This window comes from Lacipirellula parvula (assembly GCF_009177095.1).
Taxonomy (GTDB): Bacteria; Planctomycetota; Planctomycetia; order Pirellulales; family Lacipirellulaceae; genus Lacipirellula; species Lacipirellula parvula.
Genome location: NZ_AP021861.1, coordinates 3,409,607 through 3,431,350, shown reverse-complemented (window position 1 = coordinate 3,431,350; position 21,744 = coordinate 3,409,607). Strand labels below are relative to the sequence as shown.

Genomic DNA, 21,744 nt, shown 5'->3' with positions numbered 1-21,744 from the left:
CGCACGCAGATGACCGACCGGACGCCTCCCACCGACGCGCAGTTGATCGAACTGTGCAGCAAGCTGCCGTCGCATGATCGCGAGGGGCAGATTTTCTGGCGGTTGCGCCTGCAAATGGGGCAATCCCATCTGCGATACCTGTTGACGAACGCCCGGTTGCGAACCGCGCTGGTCGTCGGGCTGAGCCTTTTCTTCTGGTTCGGTTTGTTTGCGCTCTTCTACAAGGGCTTTGATTTCGTCATCAAGTACGTCGAATCGCCCGGCTCGCGCTACCACTCGGAGACGATGCTCTTCGTTTTTCCACTGTTCTTTTTATCGCTGCAGGTGATGCTGATTTTTTCGTCGGGCATCATTCTGTACGGCGGGCTGTACCCGTCGCGCGAGACGGCGTTCCTGATGACATTGCCGGTGCGCGACGAGCGGTTGGTCTTCTATCGCTTCCAAGAATCGCTGGTATTTAGCAGTTGGGGGTTCTTTCTGCTGGCGAGCCCGATGTTGCTCGCCTACGGGTTAGTGGCGAAAGCGCCGTGGTATTACTACGCCTACATGCTGCCGTTGATGGCGTCGTTCGCTTACATTCCTTGCACGATTGGCGCGATCTGCTGTTTGCTGCTGATCTACAGGCTGCCGAATCTCAGGCGTATTGCCGTCGGCGTGGCGGCGCTCGGGATCATCGTCGTGGCGTACCAGTCGATCTGGAACACGTTGGAGTTTTCCGAGACCGAGTTCCTTGGCAATTCATGGTTTAAAGACACCCTCAAGCGGTTCCGTTTCGCGCGTGGCGAGTGGTTGCCCAGCACTTGGCTCAGCAACGCCCTGATCTGTGCGGTCCGCCAGTCGCCCAATAATCCGCGTGATCTACCCTGGCTCGAAGCGGGCAAGTACCTCGTCGTGCTCGTCTCGAATGCGTTGGTGCTCCACTTGGCGTTCATGTGGCTGGGGAAGCGTTGCTTCCGGACGAGCTACTGGGAACTCCACTCGCGCCGAGCGAAAAAGCCGAAACTGACCCTCGCGTGGGTCGATCGCGCCGCGGCGTTTTTGCTGCGGCCGTTTCCCGTGCAGACGAAGCTGCTGATTATGAAAGACCTGCGGCTCTTCCGCCGCGATCCGGTGCAATGGTCGCAGTTCCTCATCTTCTTTGGGCTACTACTGCTGTACTTCGCGAACGTCGACCGCTTTCGGCAGCACAAGTCGGATATCAACGTGCTGACGTGGGTGAACATCGTGAGCTTCCTGAACCTCGCCGTCGTGGGGCTGATTCTCTCCACGTTCACGACGCGGTTCATCTACCCGCTCATTAGCCTCGAAGGCCGCCGGTTTTGGATCCTCAGCCGGCTGCCGGTCGAGCGCGATACGATTTTGTGGGGCAAGTTCCTGTTCGCCGCCTGCGGATCTTGGCTGCCTTGTGCGGCGCTCGTCGGCATCAGCGACGTGATGCTCGACGTCTCGTTCATGGTGGTGGCGGTGCACCAGTTGATTTGCCTGCTGCTGTGCCTGGGGCTGGCCGGCATGGCGGTCGGCTTCGGGGCGATGATGCCGAACTTCCGCGAGCAGTCGCCGTCGAAAATCGCCGCCGGGTTCGGGGGGACGCTGAACCTCGTGCTGAGCGCCCTCTACATCATGGCGGTGGTGCTGATGACCGCCCTCCCCTGCCATTTCTACTTGCTGGCCGGAAAGGCCGAGATGCCGCCCAAGCTGCTCCAGCCGCAGTACTTGCGGTTCTGGCTAATGCTGGGAATTCTGGCCTCGATGATTTTGGCGGCGATCGTCACGATCTTGCCGCTCCGGGGCGGGCTGAAGGCCTTCCGGCGGCTGGAAGTTTAACGCTTGGCTGGGCATTTCTAGCCCCGGGCTCCGCCCGGGGGTCGGCATCCATTCCGGTAAACGGTACCTCCCGTCACGCTACGCGACCCTCGGGCGGAGCCCGGGGCTAGGGGAACACACTGGTTAACTCACGCAATTGCTCGCGGTTGAATGCTTGAGGAGTGCGAACGGCCGCATCAAACTAGGCGAGCCGCGCCGATCGCCCTATAATTCGACCACGAAACAAGTTAGCCCGCCGACAACCGCTGCCAGCCATGTCTTCCGCCGCGCCGGATCCCACCGCTCCCGCCACCCGTATTGGCGCCGTTACGTACCTCAACACGGTCCCGCTTGTGCGCGGGCTGCAAGCTCAGTTGCCGATGGCGGAGCTTTCCTTCAACTATCCGAGCCGGCTGGCAGATGAACTGGCCGAAGGCCGGCTCGACGTCGCGCTGGCGCCTTGCATCGAAGTCGCTCGCCATCCCGAGTGGTCGATCGTCTCCACTGCCTGCATCGGTTGCCGTGGACCAGTCCTCAGTGTGAAAGTGCTGTTCCGCCGCCCGCCGGCCGAGGTGCGGACGCTGGCCCTCGACGAGGGTTCGCGGACGAGCGCGGTGCTCGCTCAGATCCTGCTTGCCGATCGATTTGGCACGCGTCCCCGCTTGCAACCGCTGCCGCTCGCGTCGTCGCCGCTCGATTCCACGGCAGATGCGGTGCTAGTAATCGGCGATCGGGCGATCCGCCCCGTGCAGGGCGATTTTCGCGAAGCGTGGGATCTTGGCGAAGAGTGGGTCCGCGAGACGGGCCTGCCGTTCGTCTTCGCCGTGTGGGCCGCCCGGCCAGGCATCGACGCCTCAGAGTTGGAGCCGGCCTTCGACGCGGCTCGCGACCTGGGCCTGCGGGAACTCGAAACGATCGCCACCGAGCAAGCTGCGGCGATGGACTTGCCGCGGCCGCTCGTGCTCCAATACCTGCGCGATAACCTGAATTTCTATCTCGACGACTCCGCTCGCCGCGGCCTCGACCTCTACTTCCGGCGGGCCGGCGAATTGGGACTCATTTCCGACCACTTCAATTTGCGATTCCATGATTGCCATGTTGAGCGTTAACGGCTTGCTCGAAAAAGCGGTCGCCGGCGAACGGCTGACTCCCGAGGAAGGGCTGCGCCTGCTCGAGTCTCACGATCTCGCTGCGCTCGGCCGCGCAGCGAACGAGGTGACGCTCCGCCTGCATCCGGAGAATTATCGCACATACAACATCGATCGGAACATCAACTACACGAACGTCTGCACGGCGGTCTGCGACTTCTGCGCGTTCTACCGCAAGCCAAAATCGCCCGAGGGGTACGTCCTCAGCCACGAAGAAATCTTCCAGAAGATCGAAGAGACCGTCGCGCTCGGCGGCGATCAGATCTTGCTGCAAGGTGGCCTGCACCCTGAGTACAAGATCGAGTGGTACGAAGAGATGCTGCGGGCGATCAAAGGTCGCTTCCCGCAGGTGAATATCCACGGTTTCAGCCCGCCGGAGATTTACCACTTCACGAAGGTCTCGAAGCTACCGCTCAAGGAAATTTTGGAACGCTTGAAGGCAGCCGGCCTCGGAAGCTTGCCCGGCGGCGGGGCCGAAATCCTGGTCGACCGCGTCCGCTCGGCGATCACGCGCGGCAAAGTCATGACTGACGACTGGCTCAACGTTAGCCGTGTGTGGCATCAACTTGGCGGCCGTAGTTCAGCGACGATGATGTTCGGCCATGTCGAAACGCTGGCTGAACGTATCGAGCATCTCGAACGCCTGCGCCAAGTGCAGGACGAAACGGGCGGCTTCACGGCGTTCATCTGCTGGACTTTCCAGCCAGATCACACCGATATGGCCGACACGCCTCCGGCTGGTTCGTTTGAGTATCTCAAGACGAACGCCGTGGCGCGGCTCTATCTCGACAACATTCCAAACATTCAGTCGAGCTGGGTCACCCAGGGGCAGAAGATGGGGCAACTCGCGCTCCTCTACGGCGCCAACGACATGGGCTCGCTCATGATCGAGGAGAACGTCGTCGCCGAAGCGGGGACGGTCCACCATCTCACACTGCAGCAGATTCGAGATTCCATTTCCGAGCTGGGATATATCCCCCGGCAGCGGAATGTCCATTACCAGCTCATCGACCAGGAATCGGAGGTCGAGTCGCTTCACCCGCACAGCCCCTCCAATCTGTACCCCTTGCCGATCGTAAACTGAATCGCTGCGGTCACTTGCGTCGACTTTTTCGGGGTGGGCTGATAAGCTTCAACGTAGATCAGGCGTTCCTGCCTGACGGCGAGGCGTTGGGGCTGCCGCACCAGCGCACACGCTGATTTTGTTGGCTTCGCGCCGGCGCCCGCAGCTCGTCAGACTCGCAGTCTGACCTACTCATGATCGAAGCCCGCAACCTCAGCAAGGTGTACGCCGACCTGCATCGCGGGGAGTTCGTTGCGCTCGATAGCCTGTCGTTCACGGCCAAACCGGGCGAGGTCTACGGCCTGCTCGGGCCCAACGGCGCCGGCAAGACGACCGCCCTGCGGATCCTGAGTACCGTGCTGCAACCGACCGGCGGCACCGCGATCATCAACGGTTACGACGTCGTCACGCAGCCGGCGCTCGTGCGAGCTCACATCGGCTTCATGTCGGCCAACACGGCGGTCTACGATCGGATGACCGCGTGGGAGATGGTCGAATATTTCGGCAAGCTCTACGGGCTTGAAGACGAACGTCTCCGCGAACGGATGGAGCTGCTGTTCGAGCGGCTGCAGATGCAGGAGATTCGCGACCTGCTCGGCGCCAAGATGTCGACCGGCATGAAGCAAAAAGTGTCGATCGCCCGCGCGATTGTCCACGATCCGCCGGTGCTAATTTTTGACGAAGCAACCAACGGCCTCGACGTCCTCGTGGCCCGCTCGCTGCTCGAAGCAGTGGCTGAGCTGCGCGACCAAGGTAAGTGCATCGTCTTCTCGACGCACATCATGCGCGAGGTCGAGCGACTGTGCGACCGCGTGGCGATCGTCCACCATGGGCGACTACTAGCCGAGGGTCGCATCGATGAGCTGCGGGAACAACATTCGCAGCCCGACCTCGAGGATATTTTCTTTGACTTGATCCGTGCGAACGAACGTCGCCTCGCGGCGGGATCGTCCGTCGGCTAACGCACCGCACGAAGCATGCAGTTCAAGAACGTCAAACTGATCTACCTCCGCGAGATGCGCGACCAACTGCGCGATCGGCGGACCTTGTTCTTGATCGCCGTGCTGCCGCTATTGCTCTACCCGCTGCTAGGGACCAGCTTTTTTCAGCTGACGCAGTTCCTGCAGAAGGTAGAAGCTCGCGTACTGGTGGTCGGTTCCCGGCAACTGCGAAGCGCCGAATGGCTGCCGCCGCTGATCGAGGACGACCGCTTCGCGCAACCACTGTTCGATCAGGCGGAATGGCATGAAAAGATTGAGGTGCTCACGCCGCGCGACTTCCCTGACTTGGCCGACGACCTTCGCAAGGGGAAAGACCTGCCGACCGACGGGAAACAGGAGCCAATATCAGCCGACGAGGCCGCGTTCGACGCCGCGGCGAAGGAGCTGCTCGATTCGGGCCGGGTCGAGGCGATTCTCGTTTTCCCCAACGGATTTGAAGAGCGGCTCGTAGAGGTTCGCCGTGCGCTGGTCGAACGCACCGCCGCGGCGGGGACGTCGTTCCCGTCGCCGATCATCCTCTACAATTCGCCCGACGATAAGTCGCAAGTGACGCAACTCCGCGTGTTGCAGGTGCTGCAGCGTTGGCGCGGCGAGGTGACTGAGCAAAATCTCAACGCCAGCAACGTGCCGGTCGAGGCGACGACGCCGTTCGAACTCTTCCCGCGCGACGTCGCCCAGGCCCAGCAGCGGCAAGCGGCCGTTTGGTCGAAGGTGCTGCCATTTTTTGTGTTCATTTGGGCCCTCACCGGCGCCTTCTACCCCGCCGTTGACTTGTGCGCGGGCGAAAAAGAACGCGGGACGCTCGAGACGCTGCTGACCAGCCCCGCCTTGCGACGCGAGATCGTCTGGGGCAAGCTGCTCACCGTGATGACCTTTAGCGTCGTCACGGCGATTCTCAACCTCGGCAGTCTCGGGCTGACTGGCAAATTCGTCATCGACAACCTCAGCAAGACAGGCGCGTTCAATGCCATTGACGCGCTTTCGCTGCCGCCGTTGCCGTCGCTCCTCTGGCTGGCGGTGGCGCTCATCCCGATTTCGGCATTGTTCAGCGCGCTTTGCTTGGCTTGTGCTGCGTTCGCGCGTAGCACGAAAGAGGGCCAATACTACTTGATGCCGATCATGCTGGTGACGATGCCGCTAATGATGCTGCCAATGTCGCCGGGCGTTGAACTGAACCTCGGCAACAGCTTTGTCCCCGTGACAGGGATGGTGCTGCTACTGCGTTCGGTGATCGAAGGGCAGTATGCCGAAGCGCTGCGATTCGTCGTCCCGGTGCTCGCGGTGACGTTCATCTGCTGCATGCTCGCGATTCGGTGGGCTGAGGAGCAGTTCAACCGTGAATCAGTGCTATTCCGCGAGAGCGAGCGTTTAGAACTCGGCCGCTGGCTGGTCCATTTGGTGCGAGATAGGCAGGCGACGCCGAGCTTCGCCCAAGCATCGCTGTGCGTGGCGCTAATCCTGATCGTGCAGTTTTTCGTGAGCCTGTCGGCCGCGGCGCCGGATGAGTTCACCTTTGCTTTCCTGGCAAAGATGCTGATTGTTAGCCAGCTCGCATGCGTCTTCGCCCCGGCGATTCTGATGACGATCATGCTGACGCGCGAACCGGCGCGAACGCTACTGCTCCAGCGCACGCCGCGGTGGGGGCATTTGTTCGGCGTGGTCGCGTTGGCGCTCGCGCTCCATCCCGTCGTCGTGCGGGCGGCGGAGTACATCGGCAGTCTTTACCCGATTCCGGAGGCGACCGTTCACGCTGCACAGCAGATTGAGGGTGCGCTCAACAGCGTGCCCGACATGTGGATCGTTCCCGGCTGGTTGATTGCGCTCGCACTGATGGCCCTCCTGCCAGCGGTGTGCGAAGAACTCGCGTTCCGCGGGTTCGTCCTCTCGGGCTTTCGGCACGTCGGTCACAAGTGGTGGGCGATCGTGCTGTCGGCCGTGGCGTTTGGCTTTGTCCACACGTTCCTCCACCAGAAGATTTCCGCGACGATGATGGGCGTGATCATCGGCTACGTCGCCGTGCAGACAGAAAGCATCTGGCCCTGTATCTTGCTCCACACGGTGCACAATTCGTTGCAGCTGTCGGTGCATAAGGCGGCACAGATCGCCACGGCCAATCCCGAATCGCCACTCGCGTTTTTGCTGAGCGGCGAGGACCCGCTAATCTATCGCTGGCCGACTGTCGCTTTGTGTGCGGCAATTGCGGCCAGCATTTTGTGGAATCTGCACGGCGTGCGGCACTCGCGAACGGCCGAAGAGCAATTGGAAGAAGCTCGGCAGCAGCAAGGGCGGCGCTCGGGCGTCCCCGCCTGACAACGGTCTGATGGAATGTGGCCGTAGCGAAAGGCTGTCGGGCTGAACGCCCAACCTACGATGACGCAACAGACGCTACGAGCTCGCTGGGTGCTGCCGATCGACGGGCCGCCAATCGAAGGAGGCTGCGTTACGCTGCGTGACGGCGTCATTGCCGCAGTTGGCCAGCGGGCGACTGAAGCGGACGCCGTAACCGACCTCGGCGACGTTGTGCTGTTGCCGGCGCTGGTGAACGCTCACACCCATCTGGAATTTAGCGGGCTGACGAAGCCGCTCGGCTTGACGGGGATGAGTTTGCCGGCCTGGATTCGCTCGGTGATCGCAGATCGCGGCCGCGGCGATCGCGATCCGGCGGCCGCGATTGCGGCTGGGCTTCAGGAATCTCGCAACGCGGGCGTCGGCGCCATCGGCGAGATCGCCACGTCGCTAGCAGCGTTGTACGAGGCGAACAACGACGGCTCGCTCCTGCTCTTTCAAGAAGCGATCGGATTTTCAGCGGGGCGAGTCGATTCGGTCTTCGCCGAGATGGAGCGCCGCGTCGAGCTTGCGGGCGCCGCGGCAGGGATCAGCCCGCACGCCCCTTACACCGTTCACCCGCGGCTGCTCGAACGGCTCGTCGACCTCGCCGTGGAACGCTGCCTGCCGATGGCGATGCACTTAGCGGAATCGCGCGAAGAGCTGGAACTGCTGCGCGACGGAACCGGCCCGTTTCAGGAGTTGCTGGCTGACCGCAGCATGTGGGATGCGTCGGCCATTCCGCGCGACTCGCGGGTGCTCGATTACATGCGGCAGCTAAGCCGCGCCGAACGTTCGCTCGTGATCCACGGCAACTACCTCGACGCTGAGGAGATCGCGTTCGCCGCAAACCAACGCGAGCGGATGAGCGTCGTCTACTGCCCGCGGACGCACGCCTACTTTGGGCATGAATCCTATCCGCTGGTGGCAATGCTCGACGCGGGAGTTCGCGTCGCGTTTGGTACCGATAGCCGGGCGTCGAATCCCGATTTGAATCTGCTCAGTGAAGTTCGCTTCGCAGCTGCGCATCATCCGGGCGTTGCGCCGGCGACGCTGCTACGGATGGCGACGCTCGACGGCGCCGCGGCGCTGGGGCTTGCGGGCTCGCTCGGTAGTATTGCGATCGGCAAGGCGGCACGATTGATCGCTATGCCTTGCGGTGCGGAGAAACACGATCCCTACGCACCGCTGTTAGGCGGCAGCGAGCAGCCAATCGTTTTTTAGCCCCGGGCTCCGCCCGGGGGTAGCTTTGCGGTCCGCCACGCATCGCGGAATAGAGAGAGACCCCCGGGCAGAGCCCGGGGCTAGAGAGCATGTTACTCGCCCTTCGTGAGCGTCTTCGCGTAGGTAGCCACGGCTTCGAGGAACCCGACGGGCGCGACCACTTCGCTTTGCAGTTGGTTCTCGGTGAAATTCACGGAGAACCCGAGCGGCGGGGTGGCGGGGAAAGCGGGCGTTTTGGGCTCCGCATCTCCGACCCCGAAGGCCATCGTGGTGGCCGCGATGAACCGCTTTCCCCACGAGATGGCGCCGGCGGGATTCACGAATGCCGTCCAAGGCGCCTGCGGATCGAGTAGCTTTGCCGTGACGCCAATCGAGGCATCCTCGGCGAGCCCCTTGGCGCCGCTGGCTGCAGCCTCCACCGCTTTGGCGACGGCGGCTTCCGGGGCGACCGCCATGAGCACCGTGTCGGCGTCGACGGCCACGGCGTACATGCGAACCTTTCCGTCGGCGCCGAACATCGCCTTCAACATCGGTTCGACCATGGCGACGTTCGGATCGGCGCCGGCCGCGACGACGTCGGCCACCGCCTCAAGCGCTGGCTTGTCGGCGATCGTGATGTCCTTTAGCTCGTATTCGAGGAGCAAGTCGTTGGCGGCCTTAGCCATCAACTCGTTGTTGATTTCCATCGATTCGCGAAACTGCTTCAAGTAGGCCTGCGAGTCTTCCACTTCATACGTGAAGTAGTAGTTGCTGAAGACGCCGTCAGTTTTCTGGCCTTCGTACAAGACAAACCCGATCGACTTCAGCCCCTTCATCATTTGACGGTATGACTTTTCGAGCTGCTGCCAATCCTCCTCTTCGAAGCCGGTGTAACCGCGGCCTTGCGGGAGGTTCTGGAGGAGCTGTCGCGAGAGCGCGGCCAGGCGGTCGCCGTAACCCGTGGGTATCGGGCCGCTGCCGCCGATCACGTAAGGCGCCGTTGCTAAGCCGCTAAGCGGCGACTTGTTGAGCGGCTCGGCCGTGGGGATTTTCGATTCGCCATCCTTCGCCGCAAAGATGACTCGCTTGGCCAGACGGACGTTGGTCGCCTCGTCGATGGTCAGCCCCACAGCGCCGGCTTTCACTTCGGCGCCGAGGAACTCCAGCGCTTTGTCGGCGAGTTCAATGTTACGCCGCATATCGTTCATCATCTCGCTGAGCGCGGGATCGGCGAAGTTGGCTTCCATCTGTTGGCGGAAATCGGAAGTACTGCGGCGGCTGAGTGCGATCAGACGCTCGACGCCCGAGCGCGTGAGGCCTGCCGAGACGTCGGTCGTCGCGAGCCACGCTTCGAGGGGCGCCAACTCGGCAATCGGCGTCGGGCTGGCAGCGAGGATCTTCTCAAGATCGTCGCGGTGTTCGACGTTCATGATCGCCGCGAAATCGCCGCGTTTGGCCAGCAGCACCTCTTCGCCGGCGAGCGTGACGCGGCAGACTTCGCCGGTGGCGTCGCCGCCGATCGATTCAGCGAAGGCGGCGTAGTCGCTCACGGGCAGAAGCAACAGCGGCCGCGGCGGCAGCGGGGCGTCGTCACCCGGCATCAGGGCGAGGATCGCGTCGCCCGACTCGTCGAGGCCGGGGCCGATGCCGGTGACTCCCTGCGCGATCGCCAGCGGCGGCGGGATCGGGCCGGGGGTGAGTTCCTTGAAGATCGCGGTGACGCGTTCGATCTTGGCGCTCGTCGCTGCCAGGTCGTGAATCGCCACGAATCCGGTCGCATCGGCTGGAAGTTGGTCGAGGATGCCGGCGGCGCTCGCCGTTTGGCTCGCGAGCACGCACGCGGACAAGAGGGCAACGGTACGAAGAGAGGCGAGTTGCATACGGTTGTTCCGTTTGGATTATGTGAGCGCTGGCAAGCTCGTTGGTGAGTGAAGTTCGCTGCGGCGAGTTGCTTCTTGCCGAACTGATCTGGCCAGCGGCCGGCTGGCATTATCGACGGCCTGTCGGCGGGTAGCAAGCCGAGGCGACTGCCGCGAAACTTACGCTTCGTCGGCAATCGGCGGCAGGCGGCCGTCGGCGATGCTGTAGATGAACGACCAATGACATGCGAGGCCGATGAGGACCGCGATGTGGAAGACTTCGTGCGAACGGATGGCGCCGGGCCAGATTTCGGGCCACTTCATGTGATCGAGGAGCGCCCCGATCGAATAGGCGATGCCGCCCCACAGAATCGGCGCCACGAACGCGAAGCCGAAGCGGCGGTAGAGGGCTCCGCCCGACGCGAGCCCAATCCAGCCCATGCCGAGGTAAAGCGACAGGCCGAGCCACTCGGGCATCGTGTAAAAGTAGATCGATTTGCAGGTGATCGCGACGACCGCGAAGCCCCAGATCGCAAGCAACGATCCCCAGCGGCCGATGCCGCGGAAGAGGATGACGTGAACCGGGGTGAAGGTGCAAGCGATCAGCGTGAAGATGGCGGCGTGGTCAAGGACCCGCATCACTTCGCGCGGTTTTCCCTTGGGATCGAGCAGGTGATACGTGCCGCTGACGGAGAGCAACAGCACGGCGCCGAAGACGAAGACGCCGAGGCTAATCATCCGCGGCACGCTGCCGGCGCCGCGGCGGATGAGGAAGAACCCCAAAGCCAGGAAGATGACGGCGCCGAGCAGATGGCTGAGGCTGGAGACGGGGTCGGCGAATCCTGGGATGGGGGTGAGCGGCATGCTGGCTTCACGAAATAGCCCCCGGTTTGAAGAACCGGGGGCTAAAGGATTGCGTTCTAAAACGACACGCCGATCGGTTATTTGCCGAGGACGCGCTTCGCTTCGGCGACGACGCCGGCGGTCGTGATGCCAAACTTCTCGTACAGTGTTTGAGCCGGAGCCGACGCGCCGAACCCATGCATGCCGACGAATCCGCCGCCTAAACCAAGGTAACGGTCCCACGGCTGGCGGATGCCGGCTTCTACGGCCACTCGTGCAGTCACGGCGGCGGGCAAGACTTGCTCGCGGTACGCGGCGTCTTGCCGCTCGAACAGCTCAAACGACGGCATGCTCACCACGCGGGCCGCGATCCCTTCTTTGGCGAGCTGGTCAAACGCCTCGCAGGCGAGCGACAGTTCGCTGCCGGTCGCCAGGAGAATCACCTGCGGCTTGCCGCCGGGCGCGTCGATTAACGTGTAGCCGCCACGTTCGACCCCGTTGGCGGGAGCGTACTTGGTGCGGTCGAGGGTGGGCAGGTTCTGCCGAGTGAGAACCATTGCCACCGGGTGCTTCGTTTCCTTCAACGCGGCGCGGTAGGCGTAGATCGCTTCGTTGGCATCGCCGGGGCGAAGGACGATCAACCCCGGGATCGCGCGGGCGGCGGCCAGGTGCTCGACCGGCTGGTGGGTCGGGCCGTCTTCGCCGACGCCGATCGAATCGTGCGTGAAGACGAAGAGCGACGGGATGGCCATGAGCGCGGCCAACCGCATCGACGGGCGCAGATAATCGCTGAAGACGAAGAACGTAGCGCCGTAGGCTCGCAGGCCGCTGATCGTCATGCCGTTCACCGCGGCGGCCATGCCGTGCTCACGAATGCCGAAGTGGAAGTTGCGGCCGCTGTAGTCGTCGGCGGAAAACGCACCGGTTTCTTTGAACGTCAACAGCGTCTTCGTCGACGGCGCCAAGTCGGCCGAACCGCCGATCAGCCACGGAATCCGCTCGGCGTACATGTTAAGGGCTTTGCCGCCTGATACGCGGGTAGCCACGCCCTTGGGATCCGCCGGAAACTCCGGCACGGGGGCGTCCCAACCAGCGGGCAGCTCATGACGCTGCATCTGTTCGATCTCGGTCGCCTCTTTGGCGAATGCTTGCTTGTACTTCGCGAACAGCGTCTCCCACGCTTCGCGGGCCTTCTTGCCGCGGGCTCCTAAGGTCGACGCAAAATATTTCGGCGCTTCCGGCGGAACGAAGAACGATTGATCTTCGGGCCAGCCGTATACGGCCTTCGTGGCGCGAATTTCGTCGGCGCCGAGCGGTTCGCCGTGGGCAGCGGAAGTGTTCGCCTTCTTCGGCGCGCCGTAACCGATGATGCTGTGGACGACAATTAGCGTCGGACTCTCGACGTTGTCGAGGAACGACTGATAGGCGTCGGCCAGGGCGTTGAGGTCGTTGGCGTCTTCGATTTCCACCACATGCCAGCCGAGAGCGCGGAACCGCTCGGGGACGTGCTCGCTGAAGGCAAGATTCGTGCGGCCTTCGATCGTGATGTTGTTGTCGTCGTAGATCCAGCAGAGGTTCGAGAGCTTCAAGTGACCGGCGATCGACGCGGCCTCTTGCGAGATCCCTTCCATGAGGTCGCCGTCGCTGCACTGGGCGTAGACGTTGTAGTCGAACAGCTTAAAGCCAGGGCGGTTGTAGCGGGCGGCGAGCCAGCGCTCGGCGATCGCGAAGCCGACGCTATTGGCAACGCCCTGGCCGAGCGGGCCGGTGGTGGTTTCAACGCCAGTGGTGTGGCCGTATTCCGGATGGCCGGGGGTTGCGCTGTGCCATTGGCGAAAATTCTTGAGATCGTCGAGCGTGACCGAGAGGCCCGACTCGACCTTGCCGTTGGCGTCGACCTTCTTCACGCCCGCGAGGTGGAGCAGCGAGTAGATCAGCATCGAGGCGTGACCGCACGACAGGATGTAGCGGTCGCGGTTCGGCCAGAGCGGCGAGCTGGGATCGTAGTTGAGGGTGTTGGTCCACAGCTCGTAGGCGACCGGCGCCAGGGCCATTGGCGTGCCGGGATGGCCGGAGTTGGCCTTCTCGACGCCGTCCATCGCCAGCGTGCGGATCGTGTTGATCGTCAGTTCGGTAACGTTGCTCGAAGTCGTGGCCATGCAGAATTTTCCGCAGAGAAAGTAGTCGTTGGCGAGATCGCCATGATTTGCGCAAACCGCAAATATAGGGAACGCATTTGCGAGGTGTCAAACCGTCGTGGACGTTAAGTGCAAATGGACTGGGGGGTTACGCAATTTCTCAAGTTACGGTGCTGGTTTCACTTGCTGAGGGATTTCACCACGACGGCACGACGAACACGAAGGAATGCGGGGAATTTCTTAACCACGAAACAGATGAAATGACACGAAAGAAATGCAAGTGCGAATCGGGTGGAGATAATGGCTGAATTTGGCAGAGCTGCTCCTTCCACTTTCGTTGATTTCGTGTGTTTCGTGGTTAAACGTCTTTTCTTCTGCGCGCTCCAAGCGGTTGCGCTGTGCGCTCGACTCGGCGAACAGGCTACCTGCCGATTTCTGTCGCGGCATTTTGTCGCGAAATGCGTTTTTGGCGACAGAATTCTAAGTTGTTTGCTGTGTTGAAGTTGCTGCGTCGTGGCGGGTGATTGGTCGGTGACAGAATGGAAGCGTAGTGCTGTGGAGCTCGCGCCGTGATGAGCGCGCGGATTGCCAATGACGCCTTTTTAGTGCGCGCGATCGATCACAAAGTGATGGACGGAATATCCATCTGTACACTATCAAATTGGGTGGCCGATTTCAAGATGAAATCGCTGAGGAGCGATGCCGACCAGCGACGCTCTAGAGAGGCTTTTTAGTTGACAGTAGCGTCATTCTGAGCGAAGCGAAAAATCTGGAAGCTCGTTTGAGCTACTAGATCCCTCGCTCCGCTCGGGATGACAGACGCGACGCTTCGACAGGCGCTTCGTTTACCTGAAGATCGCTCTAGCAGTAAACCCGCTGGCCCGTCGCGCAGCTTTGGCGAGCGAGCGCCGCGATCGCGAGGGCGCGGTGGGCGTCTTCGAGACTCGCCGTCTTGAGGACCAGGCTTTCGACGGCCCGGTGGAAGTGCATGAGGAGTTGCTCGCCGACGGGGCGTTCGTGGTCGAGCGTTTCGAGGTGCTGGCCGGCGCTGTCGAACCAGGCGACCGTGTTTGGCAGGTCGACGAAGGCGAGGCCGTTGTCGCAGACGACCTTCAGATCGGCCGGGCGGCGGTAGGCGAGCGATTCTTCGCACGATTTCGGCACGTACTGGCCGCAGGCGATCATCGCCATGGCGCCCTTCCCTTCGGCGGTCGGGTCGGCGAAGTCGAGGCTCAGCGAGAAGTAGTCGGCGAAGCCCTCGCCGCGCGGGTTGTGCGAGATCGCCACGAGCGAGCTCGGCTCGGCGTCGACGACGTAGCGGCACCAATCGATTAGCTCGACGAGGTCGAGCTCGCAGCGTGTGCCATGTTCTCCGGCGGCTTCCATCGTGCGGCGGCGGTTGCAGAACAAGATCCGCGGCGTGCCGAGCCGGGTGGCGATCAGCTCCTTGAGCCGCAGCGTCGCGGGCGACAGCCGGCAGGGGAACTCGGCCATGAAGGCAATGCCCGACTCGCGAACGCGGTCCCGCAGGACCATCGCCTCGTCGTCCTTGAGCTCCAGGGCGGCGGCGCAGTAGATCGCTTTGCCCTCTTCGCAGGCGGCGTAGATCGGCAGCGGGCCGAACCACTGGGGCGAAAGGAGCAGGACAGCGTCGACGTCGCTGCGGGCCGTGAGAGCCCGGTAGCCGTCGTGGACGGCGGCGTTCAGCTGGCGAGCGGCCAAGGCGGCCCGATGCTGCACCGGATCGCAGACGGCGGTGATCTCGAAGCGATCGGAGAGCGCCCGCAATGCGGGGAGGTGTCGAGTTTCCCACAGCGGCCCAATGCCGACGACGCCGACCCTGATTCTCATAATCTTGGCGCGCTGTGCGTGAAGGCTACCGCGGAACTACGGAATGGAAAGCCACTGAAGTATACCGGCCGGTTGGCAGTCGTCCCAGTCTGCCGCGGCTGGGTGGGCGATCTGAGGCGGAGGGCGGGATTCCGTAGCGGTTTAATCGGAACAATCGGCGGGTTGGACGAAGCATATCGAACTTTGAGGTCCCCTCCCCTTGATGGGGAGGGTTAGGGAGGGGTGATTGAAGCCGTGTACCAGCGTTCCACCCCCTCCCCAGCCCTCCCCTCAAGGGGGAGGGAGCCAGAAGTATTTGGAACATGCGGCGGGATCAATCAGCGTCGATGCGGGCGAGCATGTTGGCCAGCAAGTCCATCGGCAGGCCTACGACGTTGGATTCAGTCCCACTCATTAGGTGGAGCCAACCGGCCCGATCCTGATAGCCGAACGCACCTGCTTTTCCCTCCCACAGGCCGCTGGCGAGGTATTCGTCGAGTTGCTCGTCGCTGATCTGATCCATGCGGAGCTCCGAAGTCGCCAGTTGGACGTCGGGTTGGCCGGCGTCGCCGGTCGCCCCGGGCCGCCAGACGGAAATGCCGCTGTAGACGCGGTGGAGCGTGCCGCGGAGCCGCTCGAGCATGTCGCGGGCGTGGGCTTCGTCGGCCGGTTTGCCGAGGACCATGCCGCCGCACTCGGCCACCGTGTCACAGGCGACGATAACGCACTGGTCGTCGAGTTGGCCGAGTTCCTTCAGCTGGGCGACGACGTTGATCGCCTTGCTGAGGGCGAGTTCGACGACGAGCGACGCGGGGCCGCCGGTCGAGCAGATGCCGCACTCGACCGATTCGTGCGGAGGGAAGATTTCGAACTGGTAGCCGGCGTCGGCCATCAACTGGCGACGGCGGGGGGAGCTGCTGGCGAGGATGAGGCGGCGGGTGGGCATGGGCGGCGATCGTCTGGGGATTTTGGGGCGGAATCTAGGATAACTTGCTCGTCCCTTTGCGCCTTTGTGTGAGATCGTTCGAAGACAGGTCTCACGCAAAGACGCGAAGGCGCAAAGAAGAAATGGAAAAGGTGGGTGAATCTGCAGCCGGAGCGATCTGCCGCCGATGGGGTCGACTTGGGTTTCGTGGTATCGTGGAGCGATTCGCCCCCGATTTGCCGCTGACTCCGCTGACCATTCATGCCCGCTCGTTTCGATAGATTGGATGTGCTCTACGAGGACAATCACCTCCTGGCGGTGAACAAGGCGGCTGAGTTGCCGACGATGGGGGTGGCTGAGGATCGTGAGAGTTTGCTCACGGTGGCGAAGGAGTACATAGCCGAGAAGTACGACAAGCCGGGGAATGTTTATCTGGGCATCGTCAGCCGGCTCGATGCGCCGGTGACGGGGCTCGTGCTGCTCGCGCGGACCTCGAAGGCGGCGGCGCGGTTGAGCGAGGCGTTTCGTACGCGGCAGGTGCGCAAGATTTACCTGGCCGTCGTCGCGGGCCGGCCGCCGGAAGACGCCGGCGTGCTTGAGCACTATCTGCGGAAGGACGAACGGCATCGAAAGGTGCATGTGACGCACGCGGGGGCTGAGGGGGCGCAGCAGGCGCGGCTGAGCTACCGGTTGCTCGGCTCCGCAGGCGGGTTGTCGCTGCTGGAGATCGAGCTCGACACGGGACGGAAGCATCAGATTCGCGTGCAGCTCGCGAAGATTGGCTGCCCGATTGTCGGCGATCGTAAGTACGGCGGGAGCGAAGATTTTTCGCCGGGGATTGCACTCCATTCCTATCGTGCGGAGTTTGAGCATCCGGTAAGGCGCGAGCCGATGGAGTTGAAGGCGCGGTTGCCGAAGTCGTGGTCGCGGCATGGCGGGGTGAGTCGGTTGCCGCTGCCGAGCTAACTAAACGCTTGCGGTCAGTTGATGCGTTTTGGTCCCCTGCTCCAACGTCCGTTCATCTGCGAGCTGCGGAAGCCTTGGAGAAAACAAAACCCTGAGGTCCCCTCCCCTTGAGGGGGAGGGTTAGGGAGGGGTGAAAGGAGCGGGTACCAGCGTTCATCCCCCCTCCCCAGCCCTCCCCTCCAGGGGGAGGGGGCCAGAGCTTTTCACGCGTGGTGACGCCCGTCGGGATGGTGGCCGACCCCCGGGCGGAGCCCGGGGCTACGCGACGACGCGTTGGGCTTCGTAATTGTCGCCTTCGCCCGCGACGTAGAGGACCATGCGTCCGTCACGCAGGTTGGGGCGGAGCCGCTTGCCGAGGTTCACGGTTCCGGCGGCGAGGCGGCGGCCGTCTTCGACTGCGAAGATGTCGTCGACGCCGATTTGGTACAGCTGCTCGACGGTGAACTCGCCGGTGAGATCAAATGCGTCGGCCGGGACGCGGTAGCAGCGGATGACGCGGCCGCTGTTCCAGGTGGCGAGCAGTCCGACGGCGGCGAGGGCGCCGATGACGCCGTCGCCGGTGCCGCCGAGGGCTTCGAGGTGGACGCCAATCGTGCGGGCGAGTTCCCAAGCGGCGGCTTGCGTGACAAGTTCTTGCTGCGCCGTGCGTCCCCAGGCCGAGAGGCGTTCAGGTGCATCGGTGACGATGCAGAGGCCCGGATCGCTCCCCTCGGGAATCCAGCGGACGATTTCATCGCGCAAGATGTTCGTCAGCTCCGCAACGCCGTCGCTGCCGAGCGGTTCGAACAACAGCGATACGCAGCCGTTGCGGTTGGTACACGGGACGCGTGGATCTTCGAGGAGCTGATGGCGGACGATCCAGCGCGTTTCGAAACGATCGCGCAGCAGCTCCGACAGGTACATCGCGAGCTTGTTCGTGCCGGGCGTCTCGCGGGTGTCGGTGTCGTCGATGCCGACGTAGATCATGGCGAGTCCGTGGCAGTGCGAGGTTTAGTGCGAAACCAGATCGCTCCGCAGACGATGCCGGCGGCGATGCCGAAGAGTGCGAAGCTGACGAGAGCGACGGGCCAGCCCATCCCGGTGCCGGAGCCGGGACCGCGGCCCGAGCCGCTGCCGCCCGCGGCCATGCGAACGGCGAACGAGGCGAGGTTGGCCACGAGGCCCGCCGCCGCGAAGCGCAGGTAAAGTTGCCAACCAGTCGCGCGGACGTTTGCGGTGACGACGTCGAGCGCGGGGCCGAGAAACGCGAGCCCGCACGCAGCCGCGACCGGTAGTCGTGCCCCGCCGAGCGGTAGCGAGAGGGCGAAACCGAGGAGGGCGCCGACGCTCATGACCGTGCCGGCGCCGCGACGGGGGACGAGGCTGAGGCCCAGAATCATCGGCAGCGTGCCGCGGAGAATCGCGTGGCCGGGAAGGCGAATCGGGCTGGCCGTGATCGCCGTCAGCCCAGCGGCGAGCAGGCCAAGGACGAGCAAGATCGCCACTTCGCGCACCGCGTAGCCGTCGAGCGTACGCTGCCAGCCGCCAAGGCGCGAGCGATCGGCGAGGTTGCGGTTTTCAGTCCAGGAAGCAAGCACGCTGCGGTTCTCCGAGTAGCTCAATCTTATTTCAGTCATCCGCCGCGCGAGTGCAGATCGCGAGTTGAAGCGAGCGGTCGGTTTCCGTGGTGAGGAATCGCAAGCTGCCGTCGGCGAAGCAGAAGTTGGCGCCGCCCGGGTGGTTGCTGCCGAACGCCGAGATCCGCAGGTCGACATAATACTGGAAATCGGCGAACGCGGCAGCGGAGGGAGATTGGCCGCTGCGACCGGCGTAGTCGAACGGCAGCTGGTAATTGAACGGGGCGTGAGCGCTCATCGACACGTGGCCGATCATTTTGCGGCTCGTCGAGGCCCCCCACCAGCCCCATTCGAGCAGCGGTTCGCCCCAGCCGGCGTCGTTGAAGGTTTGGTAGTTGGGGTCGAGATGGGTCCGCTCGCCGAAGGCGATCGTGTTGCTGAGGCCGTCGGTGATGGCGCGAGGTTCGACGGCGACTTGGTTGTTGGCGGGCTCCGACGCTTCGCCGGTGGTGTGGAACAGGCCGTCGGCGGTTGATTGCTGCGGGAAATAGCTGCGCGTGCCGCCGTTGCCGCCGTAGCTGGTAAGGGCGTAGTACCAATCACGCGCCGGCATGATGATCGGGTTCTGCGGAATCTCGTCGGAGGGGCAGATCAGCAGCGGAATGACCGCGGCAGTGTTCGAGTCGGCGCCCTGGTCGGAATTGTGAATCGGGTCGACGTAGTCCCAATCGGCGAGCATCGTCCCCTGTTCAAAGTAGGGGAGCAGGTACGCGAACAGCGGGACGCCGCGGTGCGAGACGGCGGTGTTGAAGTACCACTGGTTGATACCGGGAGGCAGCTCGCTCTTGGCGCTCACGTAGTTGAGCGACGCGAGGCCGAGTTGCCGCTGTTGGCTGGCGCACTGCGAGCGGCGAGCGGCTTCGCGGGCCGCCTGCACGGCGGGGAGGAGGAGCGAAACCAGCACGCCGATGATGGCGATGACGACGAGCAACTCGACGAGCGTGAACGCGGCGTCGGCGTGCGGACCGAAAAGGCCCGATCGACGGCGGCGCGTGGAGGCTGCGAGTGGTCGGGTTGGCATTACGCGGAGATGCGGAAGCGACGCCCGCAGATTCCGAGCGACGCGAAGGCGAGCAGCACGAGCGTCGAGGGTTCCGGCACGGCGGTGTATTCGATTACCAAGGAAGGCGGCATGTTCGGCGCGGTCGTTGATTCGCTGCTGTTGAGCCGCTTCGCTGTTTGGCCGGCCGATTCATCGCCGATGATGGTCCAACCGAAGTTCGAGGCGGGGTTCGCGAGCCAGAACTGAATATCGGCGATCATTGCCGGATTCGCCGCGCTCGACCAGGTGAAAACCTGGCCAGCGCCAAGATCGTCAGAAACGATCGATCCGCCGCTGGCGGTCGGTGCGTAGTCGCCGCCGGGGGTGGCCCAGGGGGTGCTCGCCGCGGGCGTCGTTGCGTCGTAAAAGCGGTAGAACCAGGTGGAGTCGCCGGTGGTCGCGGGGCCACCCTGGCCGCCGCTGAAGAACGAGGTTCCTTCGCCCCAATCGGCCGAGGTGCGATGGAGCGTGACGTTGCGGTCGCCGTTGAGGCCCATCACGTCGCGCATCGTGAGCGTGACGGAAGTGATCGTCGCCCCGGCGGGAATGCCTGAGCCCGCGATGTCGAACGCCATCAGCCCGCGGCGCATGCTGATCGTGGCGGGGCCTTGGCCGTCTTGGTTGGTGCGGCCGACGAAAATATCGCCGAGACCGTTGCTGAGTTGGGCCGCGCTGGCGGAAGTGACCTGAATGAGGGAGTTGTCCTTGCTCGGTGCGAGCGTCACCTGGGCGGCGGCGCCGAGTTGGGCAGTTGCTCCGAGGAGAGCAAAAACCGCTGGGAGGAGCCGAAATGACAGGCGAAAGCTTTTCATGGAAGTAATATCTCAGAATGGGGAGCGGCAGCACGCAACACGTTGCCGCGGGGTTCCCGATTGGAATTGGCAGGATAGTGTCTATCATGGGGACAGAATCATGTCAAACAGCCCGTCGCTCATCCGCCGATTGCAGCAGTTCCGGGCCGCCCGCGGGTGGTCGCAGCAGCAATTGGCCGACGCCGCTGGGCTGCCACGGACGAACATTAGCGCCATCGAGGCGGGCCGGCTGGTACCCTCCACGGTCGCCGCATTGCGGTTGGCGGCGGCGCTGAATTGTCGTGTTGAGGACCTGTTTCAGCTCGAAGACGCGGCGCCTGCCGCACTCGAGTGGGCGTGGCATGGGGGCGAACCGGCGGGGCGATATTGGCTGGCGGCGGTTGGCGGCCGCACGTTTCGCTACCCGAGCGAGGCGGCGATCCCGTTTGCATTCCCGCACGATGGCGTCGAGGGAGCCGAGGAACTCGACGAACTGCGGGCCGCGCCGCCGACGCTTGTCATCGCTTGCTGCGATCCGACCGTTTCGATCCTTGCCCACGAACTCGCCCTGCGGACGGGCGTGCGGTTGCTGAGTTACTTTCGCAGCAGCCGGCACGCCCTCGAACTGCTCAAGGCGGGGCGGGTTCATTTGGCCGGCGTCCATCTGGGAAGCGATGCAAGCGGCGGCAATCAGCAGGCGGTCGAGACGGTTCTCGGTGCGGGCTACCGGCTCGTGCATTTGGCGACGTGGGAAGCGGGGCTCGTGACGACCGCGGAACGGCGGCGGCCGAATGTGGCGGCGCTCGTCAACTCGAAGGTCCGTTGGGTTGGCCGCGAAGTCGGTTCGGGCGCCCGGCAGTGTCTCGACGATTTACTCGAAGGAAAGCAATCGATTCGTCGCATCGCCAGCGATCATCGCGGCGTCGCTGAAGCGGTGCGGTCGGGGTGGGCCGATGCGGGCGTGACGCCGCGCGTCGTCGCGTGCGAATCGCGGCTTGAGTTCCTGCCGGTGCGAACCGAGGCATACGACTTGTGCGTCGCCGAGGAGTTGCTGGAAGATCGCCGCTTTCGGGCGTTGCTGTCGGTGCTGCAATCGTCGCGCTACCGCCGGCTGATGGGCGACGTACCGGGCCATCAGGCCACTGCGGCGGGCGAATTGCGTTAAGCACGCCTCGCAGAACGCTTGCTAAC

At 63.4% G+C, this 21,744-nt stretch carries 17 protein-coding genes; 8 read left to right on the top strand and 9 right to left on the bottom strand.

Annotation, left to right across the window (positions count from 1 at the left end; all coding sequences use genetic code 11):
- The first annotated feature begins 9 nt into the window (after window positions 1-9).
- The 6 genes from PLANPX_RS13525 (at window position 10) to PLANPX_RS13500 (ending at window position 8,564) form a co-directional block, all read left to right on the top strand.
- A complete protein-coding gene (locus PLANPX_RS13525; protein ID WP_152099243.1) occupies window positions 10-1,824 on the top strand; it encodes a putative ABC transporter permease subunit in 1,815 nt (604 codons plus the stop codon).
- A gap of 254 nt (window positions 1,825-2,078) precedes the next feature.
- A complete protein-coding gene (locus tag PLANPX_RS13520; RefSeq protein ID WP_152099242.1) occupies window positions 2,079-2,912 on the top strand; it encodes a menaquinone biosynthetic enzyme MqnA/MqnD family protein in 834 nt (277 codons plus the stop codon).
- Complete coding sequence (gene mqnC, locus PLANPX_RS13515; RefSeq protein ID WP_152099241.1) at window positions 2,890-4,035, top strand: cyclic dehypoxanthinyl futalosine synthase; 1,146 nt, start codon at window positions 2,890-2,892, stop codon at window positions 4,033-4,035. The genes PLANPX_RS13520 and mqnC overlap by 23 nt, the downstream gene beginning before the upstream one ends.
- Before the next feature lie 173 nt (window positions 4,036-4,208).
- Window positions 4,209-4,976: an ABC transporter ATP-binding protein gene (locus PLANPX_RS13510; RefSeq protein WP_152099240.1), complete on the top strand. Its 768-nt coding sequence runs from the start codon at window positions 4,209-4,211 to the stop codon at window positions 4,974-4,976.
- 15 nt (window positions 4,977-4,991) lie between these two features.
- Window positions 4,992-7,325 carry an ABC transporter permease subunit/CPBP intramembrane protease gene (locus tag PLANPX_RS13505; RefSeq protein ID WP_152099239.1) on the top strand — a complete coding sequence of 778 codons (2,334 nt, stop codon included), beginning with the start codon at window positions 4,992-4,994 and terminating at the stop codon, window positions 7,323-7,325.
- Window positions 7,326-7,385: 60 nt separating this feature from the next.
- Window positions 7,386-8,564 carry an amidohydrolase family protein gene (locus PLANPX_RS13500; protein ID WP_152099238.1) on the top strand — a complete coding sequence of 393 codons (1,179 nt, stop codon included), beginning with the start codon at window positions 7,386-7,388 and terminating at the stop codon, window positions 8,562-8,564.
- Window positions 8,565-8,656: 92 nt separating this feature from the next.
- Here PLANPX_RS13500 and PLANPX_RS13495 read toward each other — a convergent pair whose 3' ends face one another.
- The 5 genes from PLANPX_RS13495 to PLANPX_RS13475 form a co-directional block, all read right to left on the bottom strand.
- The gene (locus tag PLANPX_RS13495; RefSeq protein ID WP_152099237.1) at window positions 8,657-10,423 is read right to left on the bottom strand and encodes a hypothetical protein; all 1,767 of its coding nucleotides are present in this window, start codon (window positions 10,421-10,423) and stop codon (window positions 8,657-8,659) included.
- 159 nt (window positions 10,424-10,582) lie between these two features.
- Window positions 10,583-11,266: a PAQR family membrane homeostasis protein TrhA gene (gene trhA, locus PLANPX_RS13490; protein WP_152099236.1), complete on the bottom strand. Its 684-nt coding sequence runs from the start codon at window positions 11,264-11,266 to the stop codon at window positions 10,583-10,585.
- A gap of 77 nt (window positions 11,267-11,343) precedes the next feature.
- Complete coding sequence (tkt, locus tag PLANPX_RS13485; protein WP_152099235.1) at window positions 11,344-13,404, bottom strand: transketolase; 2,061 nt, start codon at window positions 13,402-13,404, stop codon at window positions 11,344-11,346.
- An 840-nt stretch (window positions 13,405-14,244) separates the two neighbouring features.
- Window positions 14,245-15,234 carry a Gfo/Idh/MocA family protein gene (locus tag PLANPX_RS13480; protein ID WP_152099234.1) on the bottom strand — a complete coding sequence of 330 codons (990 nt, stop codon included), beginning with the start codon at window positions 15,232-15,234 and terminating at the stop codon, window positions 14,245-14,247.
- A gap of 313 nt (window positions 15,235-15,547) precedes the next feature.
- Window positions 15,548-16,159, bottom strand: coding sequence for a Maf family protein (locus PLANPX_RS13475; protein WP_152099233.1), 612 nt, complete (start codon window positions 16,157-16,159; stop codon window positions 15,548-15,550).
- A 240-nt stretch (window positions 16,160-16,399) separates the two neighbouring features.
- Between PLANPX_RS13475 and PLANPX_RS13470 the strand changes: the two genes are divergently transcribed.
- A complete protein-coding gene (locus tag PLANPX_RS13470) occupies window positions 16,400-17,104 on the top strand; it encodes an RluA family pseudouridine synthase (protein WP_152099232.1) in 705 nt (234 codons plus the stop codon).
- Between the two features lie 258 nt (window positions 17,105-17,362).
- Here the strand turns inward: PLANPX_RS13470 and PLANPX_RS13465 are convergent, their stop codons facing one another.
- From PLANPX_RS13465 to PLANPX_RS13450, 4 genes are read right to left on the bottom strand one after another with little or no spacing between them, the layout of a single operon-like run.
- Window positions 17,363-18,070: a hypothetical protein gene (locus tag PLANPX_RS13465; RefSeq protein WP_152099231.1), complete on the bottom strand. Its 708-nt coding sequence runs from the start codon at window positions 18,068-18,070 to the stop codon at window positions 17,363-17,365.
- Entirely contained in the window at window positions 18,067-18,681 is a 615-nt protein-coding gene (locus PLANPX_RS13460; protein WP_152099230.1) for a hypothetical protein, read from the bottom strand. Before PLANPX_RS13460 ends, PLANPX_RS13465 begins: the two co-directional genes overlap by 4 nt.
- 31 nt (window positions 18,682-18,712) lie before the next feature.
- Window positions 18,713-19,741, bottom strand: coding sequence for a DUF1559 domain-containing protein (locus tag PLANPX_RS13455; protein ID WP_152099229.1), 1,029 nt, complete (start codon window positions 19,739-19,741; stop codon window positions 18,713-18,715).
- Complete coding sequence (locus PLANPX_RS13450) at window positions 19,741-20,574, bottom strand: PEP-CTERM sorting domain-containing protein (RefSeq protein ID WP_152099228.1); 834 nt, start codon at window positions 20,572-20,574, stop codon at window positions 19,741-19,743. The genes PLANPX_RS13455 and PLANPX_RS13450 overlap by 1 nt, the downstream gene beginning before the upstream one ends.
- A 100-nt stretch (window positions 20,575-20,674) precedes the next feature.
- On the opposite strand from PLANPX_RS13450, the gene PLANPX_RS13445 reads away from it, so the two are divergent.
- Window positions 20,675-21,718 carry a substrate-binding domain-containing protein gene (locus PLANPX_RS13445; RefSeq protein ID WP_152099227.1) on the top strand — a complete coding sequence of 348 codons (1,044 nt, stop codon included), beginning with the start codon at window positions 20,675-20,677 and terminating at the stop codon, window positions 21,716-21,718.
- The last annotated feature ends 26 nt before the right edge of the window (window positions 21,719-21,744 follow it).

What these genes read in the sequence shown, in the direction of transcription:
- PLANPX_RS13465 (WP_152099231.1), bottom strand. Translation starts at nt 18,070, where the DNA reads ATGATCTACGTCGGCATCGACGACACCGACACCCGCGAGACGCCCGGC.
- PLANPX_RS13525 (WP_152099243.1), top strand. Translation starts at nt 10, where the DNA reads ATGACCGACCGGACGCCTCCCACCGACGCGCAGTTGATCGAACTGTGC.
- PLANPX_RS13495 (WP_152099237.1), bottom strand. Translation starts at nt 10,423, where the DNA reads ATGCAACTCGCCTCTCTTCGTACCGTTGCCCTCTTGTCCGCGTGCGTG.
- tkt (WP_152099235.1), bottom strand. Translation starts at nt 13,404, where the DNA reads ATGGCCACGACTTCGAGCAACGTTACCGAACTGACGATCAACACGATC.
- PLANPX_RS13445 (WP_152099227.1), top strand. Translation starts at nt 20,675, where the DNA reads ATGTCAAACAGCCCGTCGCTCATCCGCCGATTGCAGCAGTTCCGGGCC.
- PLANPX_RS13500 (WP_152099238.1), top strand. Translation starts at nt 7,386, where the DNA reads ATGACGCAACAGACGCTACGAGCTCGCTGGGTGCTGCCGATCGACGGG.
- mqnC (WP_152099241.1), top strand. Translation starts at nt 2,890, where the DNA reads ATGATTGCCATGTTGAGCGTTAACGGCTTGCTCGAAAAAGCGGTCGCC.
- PLANPX_RS13510 (WP_152099240.1), top strand. Translation starts at nt 4,209, where the DNA reads ATGATCGAAGCCCGCAACCTCAGCAAGGTGTACGCCGACCTGCATCGC.
- PLANPX_RS13475 (WP_152099233.1), bottom strand. Translation starts at nt 16,159, where the DNA reads ATGCCCACCCGCCGCCTCATCCTCGCCAGCAGCTCCCCCCGCCGTCGC.
- trhA (WP_152099236.1), bottom strand. Translation starts at nt 11,266, where the DNA reads ATGCCGCTCACCCCCATCCCAGGATTCGCCGACCCCGTCTCCAGCCTC.
- PLANPX_RS13470 (WP_152099232.1), top strand. Translation starts at nt 16,400, where the DNA reads ATGCCCGCTCGTTTCGATAGATTGGATGTGCTCTACGAGGACAATCAC.
- PLANPX_RS13505 (WP_152099239.1), top strand. Translation starts at nt 4,992, where the DNA reads ATGCAGTTCAAGAACGTCAAACTGATCTACCTCCGCGAGATGCGCGAC.
- PLANPX_RS13455 (WP_152099229.1), bottom strand. Translation starts at nt 19,741, where the DNA reads ATGCCAACCCGACCACTCGCAGCCTCCACGCGCCGCCGTCGATCGGGC.
- PLANPX_RS13480 (WP_152099234.1), bottom strand. Translation starts at nt 15,234, where the DNA reads ATGAGAATCAGGGTCGGCGTCGTCGGCATTGGGCCGCTGTGGGAAACT.
- PLANPX_RS13520 (WP_152099242.1), top strand. Translation starts at nt 2,079, where the DNA reads ATGTCTTCCGCCGCGCCGGATCCCACCGCTCCCGCCACCCGTATTGGC.
- PLANPX_RS13450 (WP_152099228.1), bottom strand. Translation starts at nt 20,574, where the DNA reads ATGAAAAGCTTTCGCCTGTCATTTCGGCTCCTCCCAGCGGTTTTTGCT.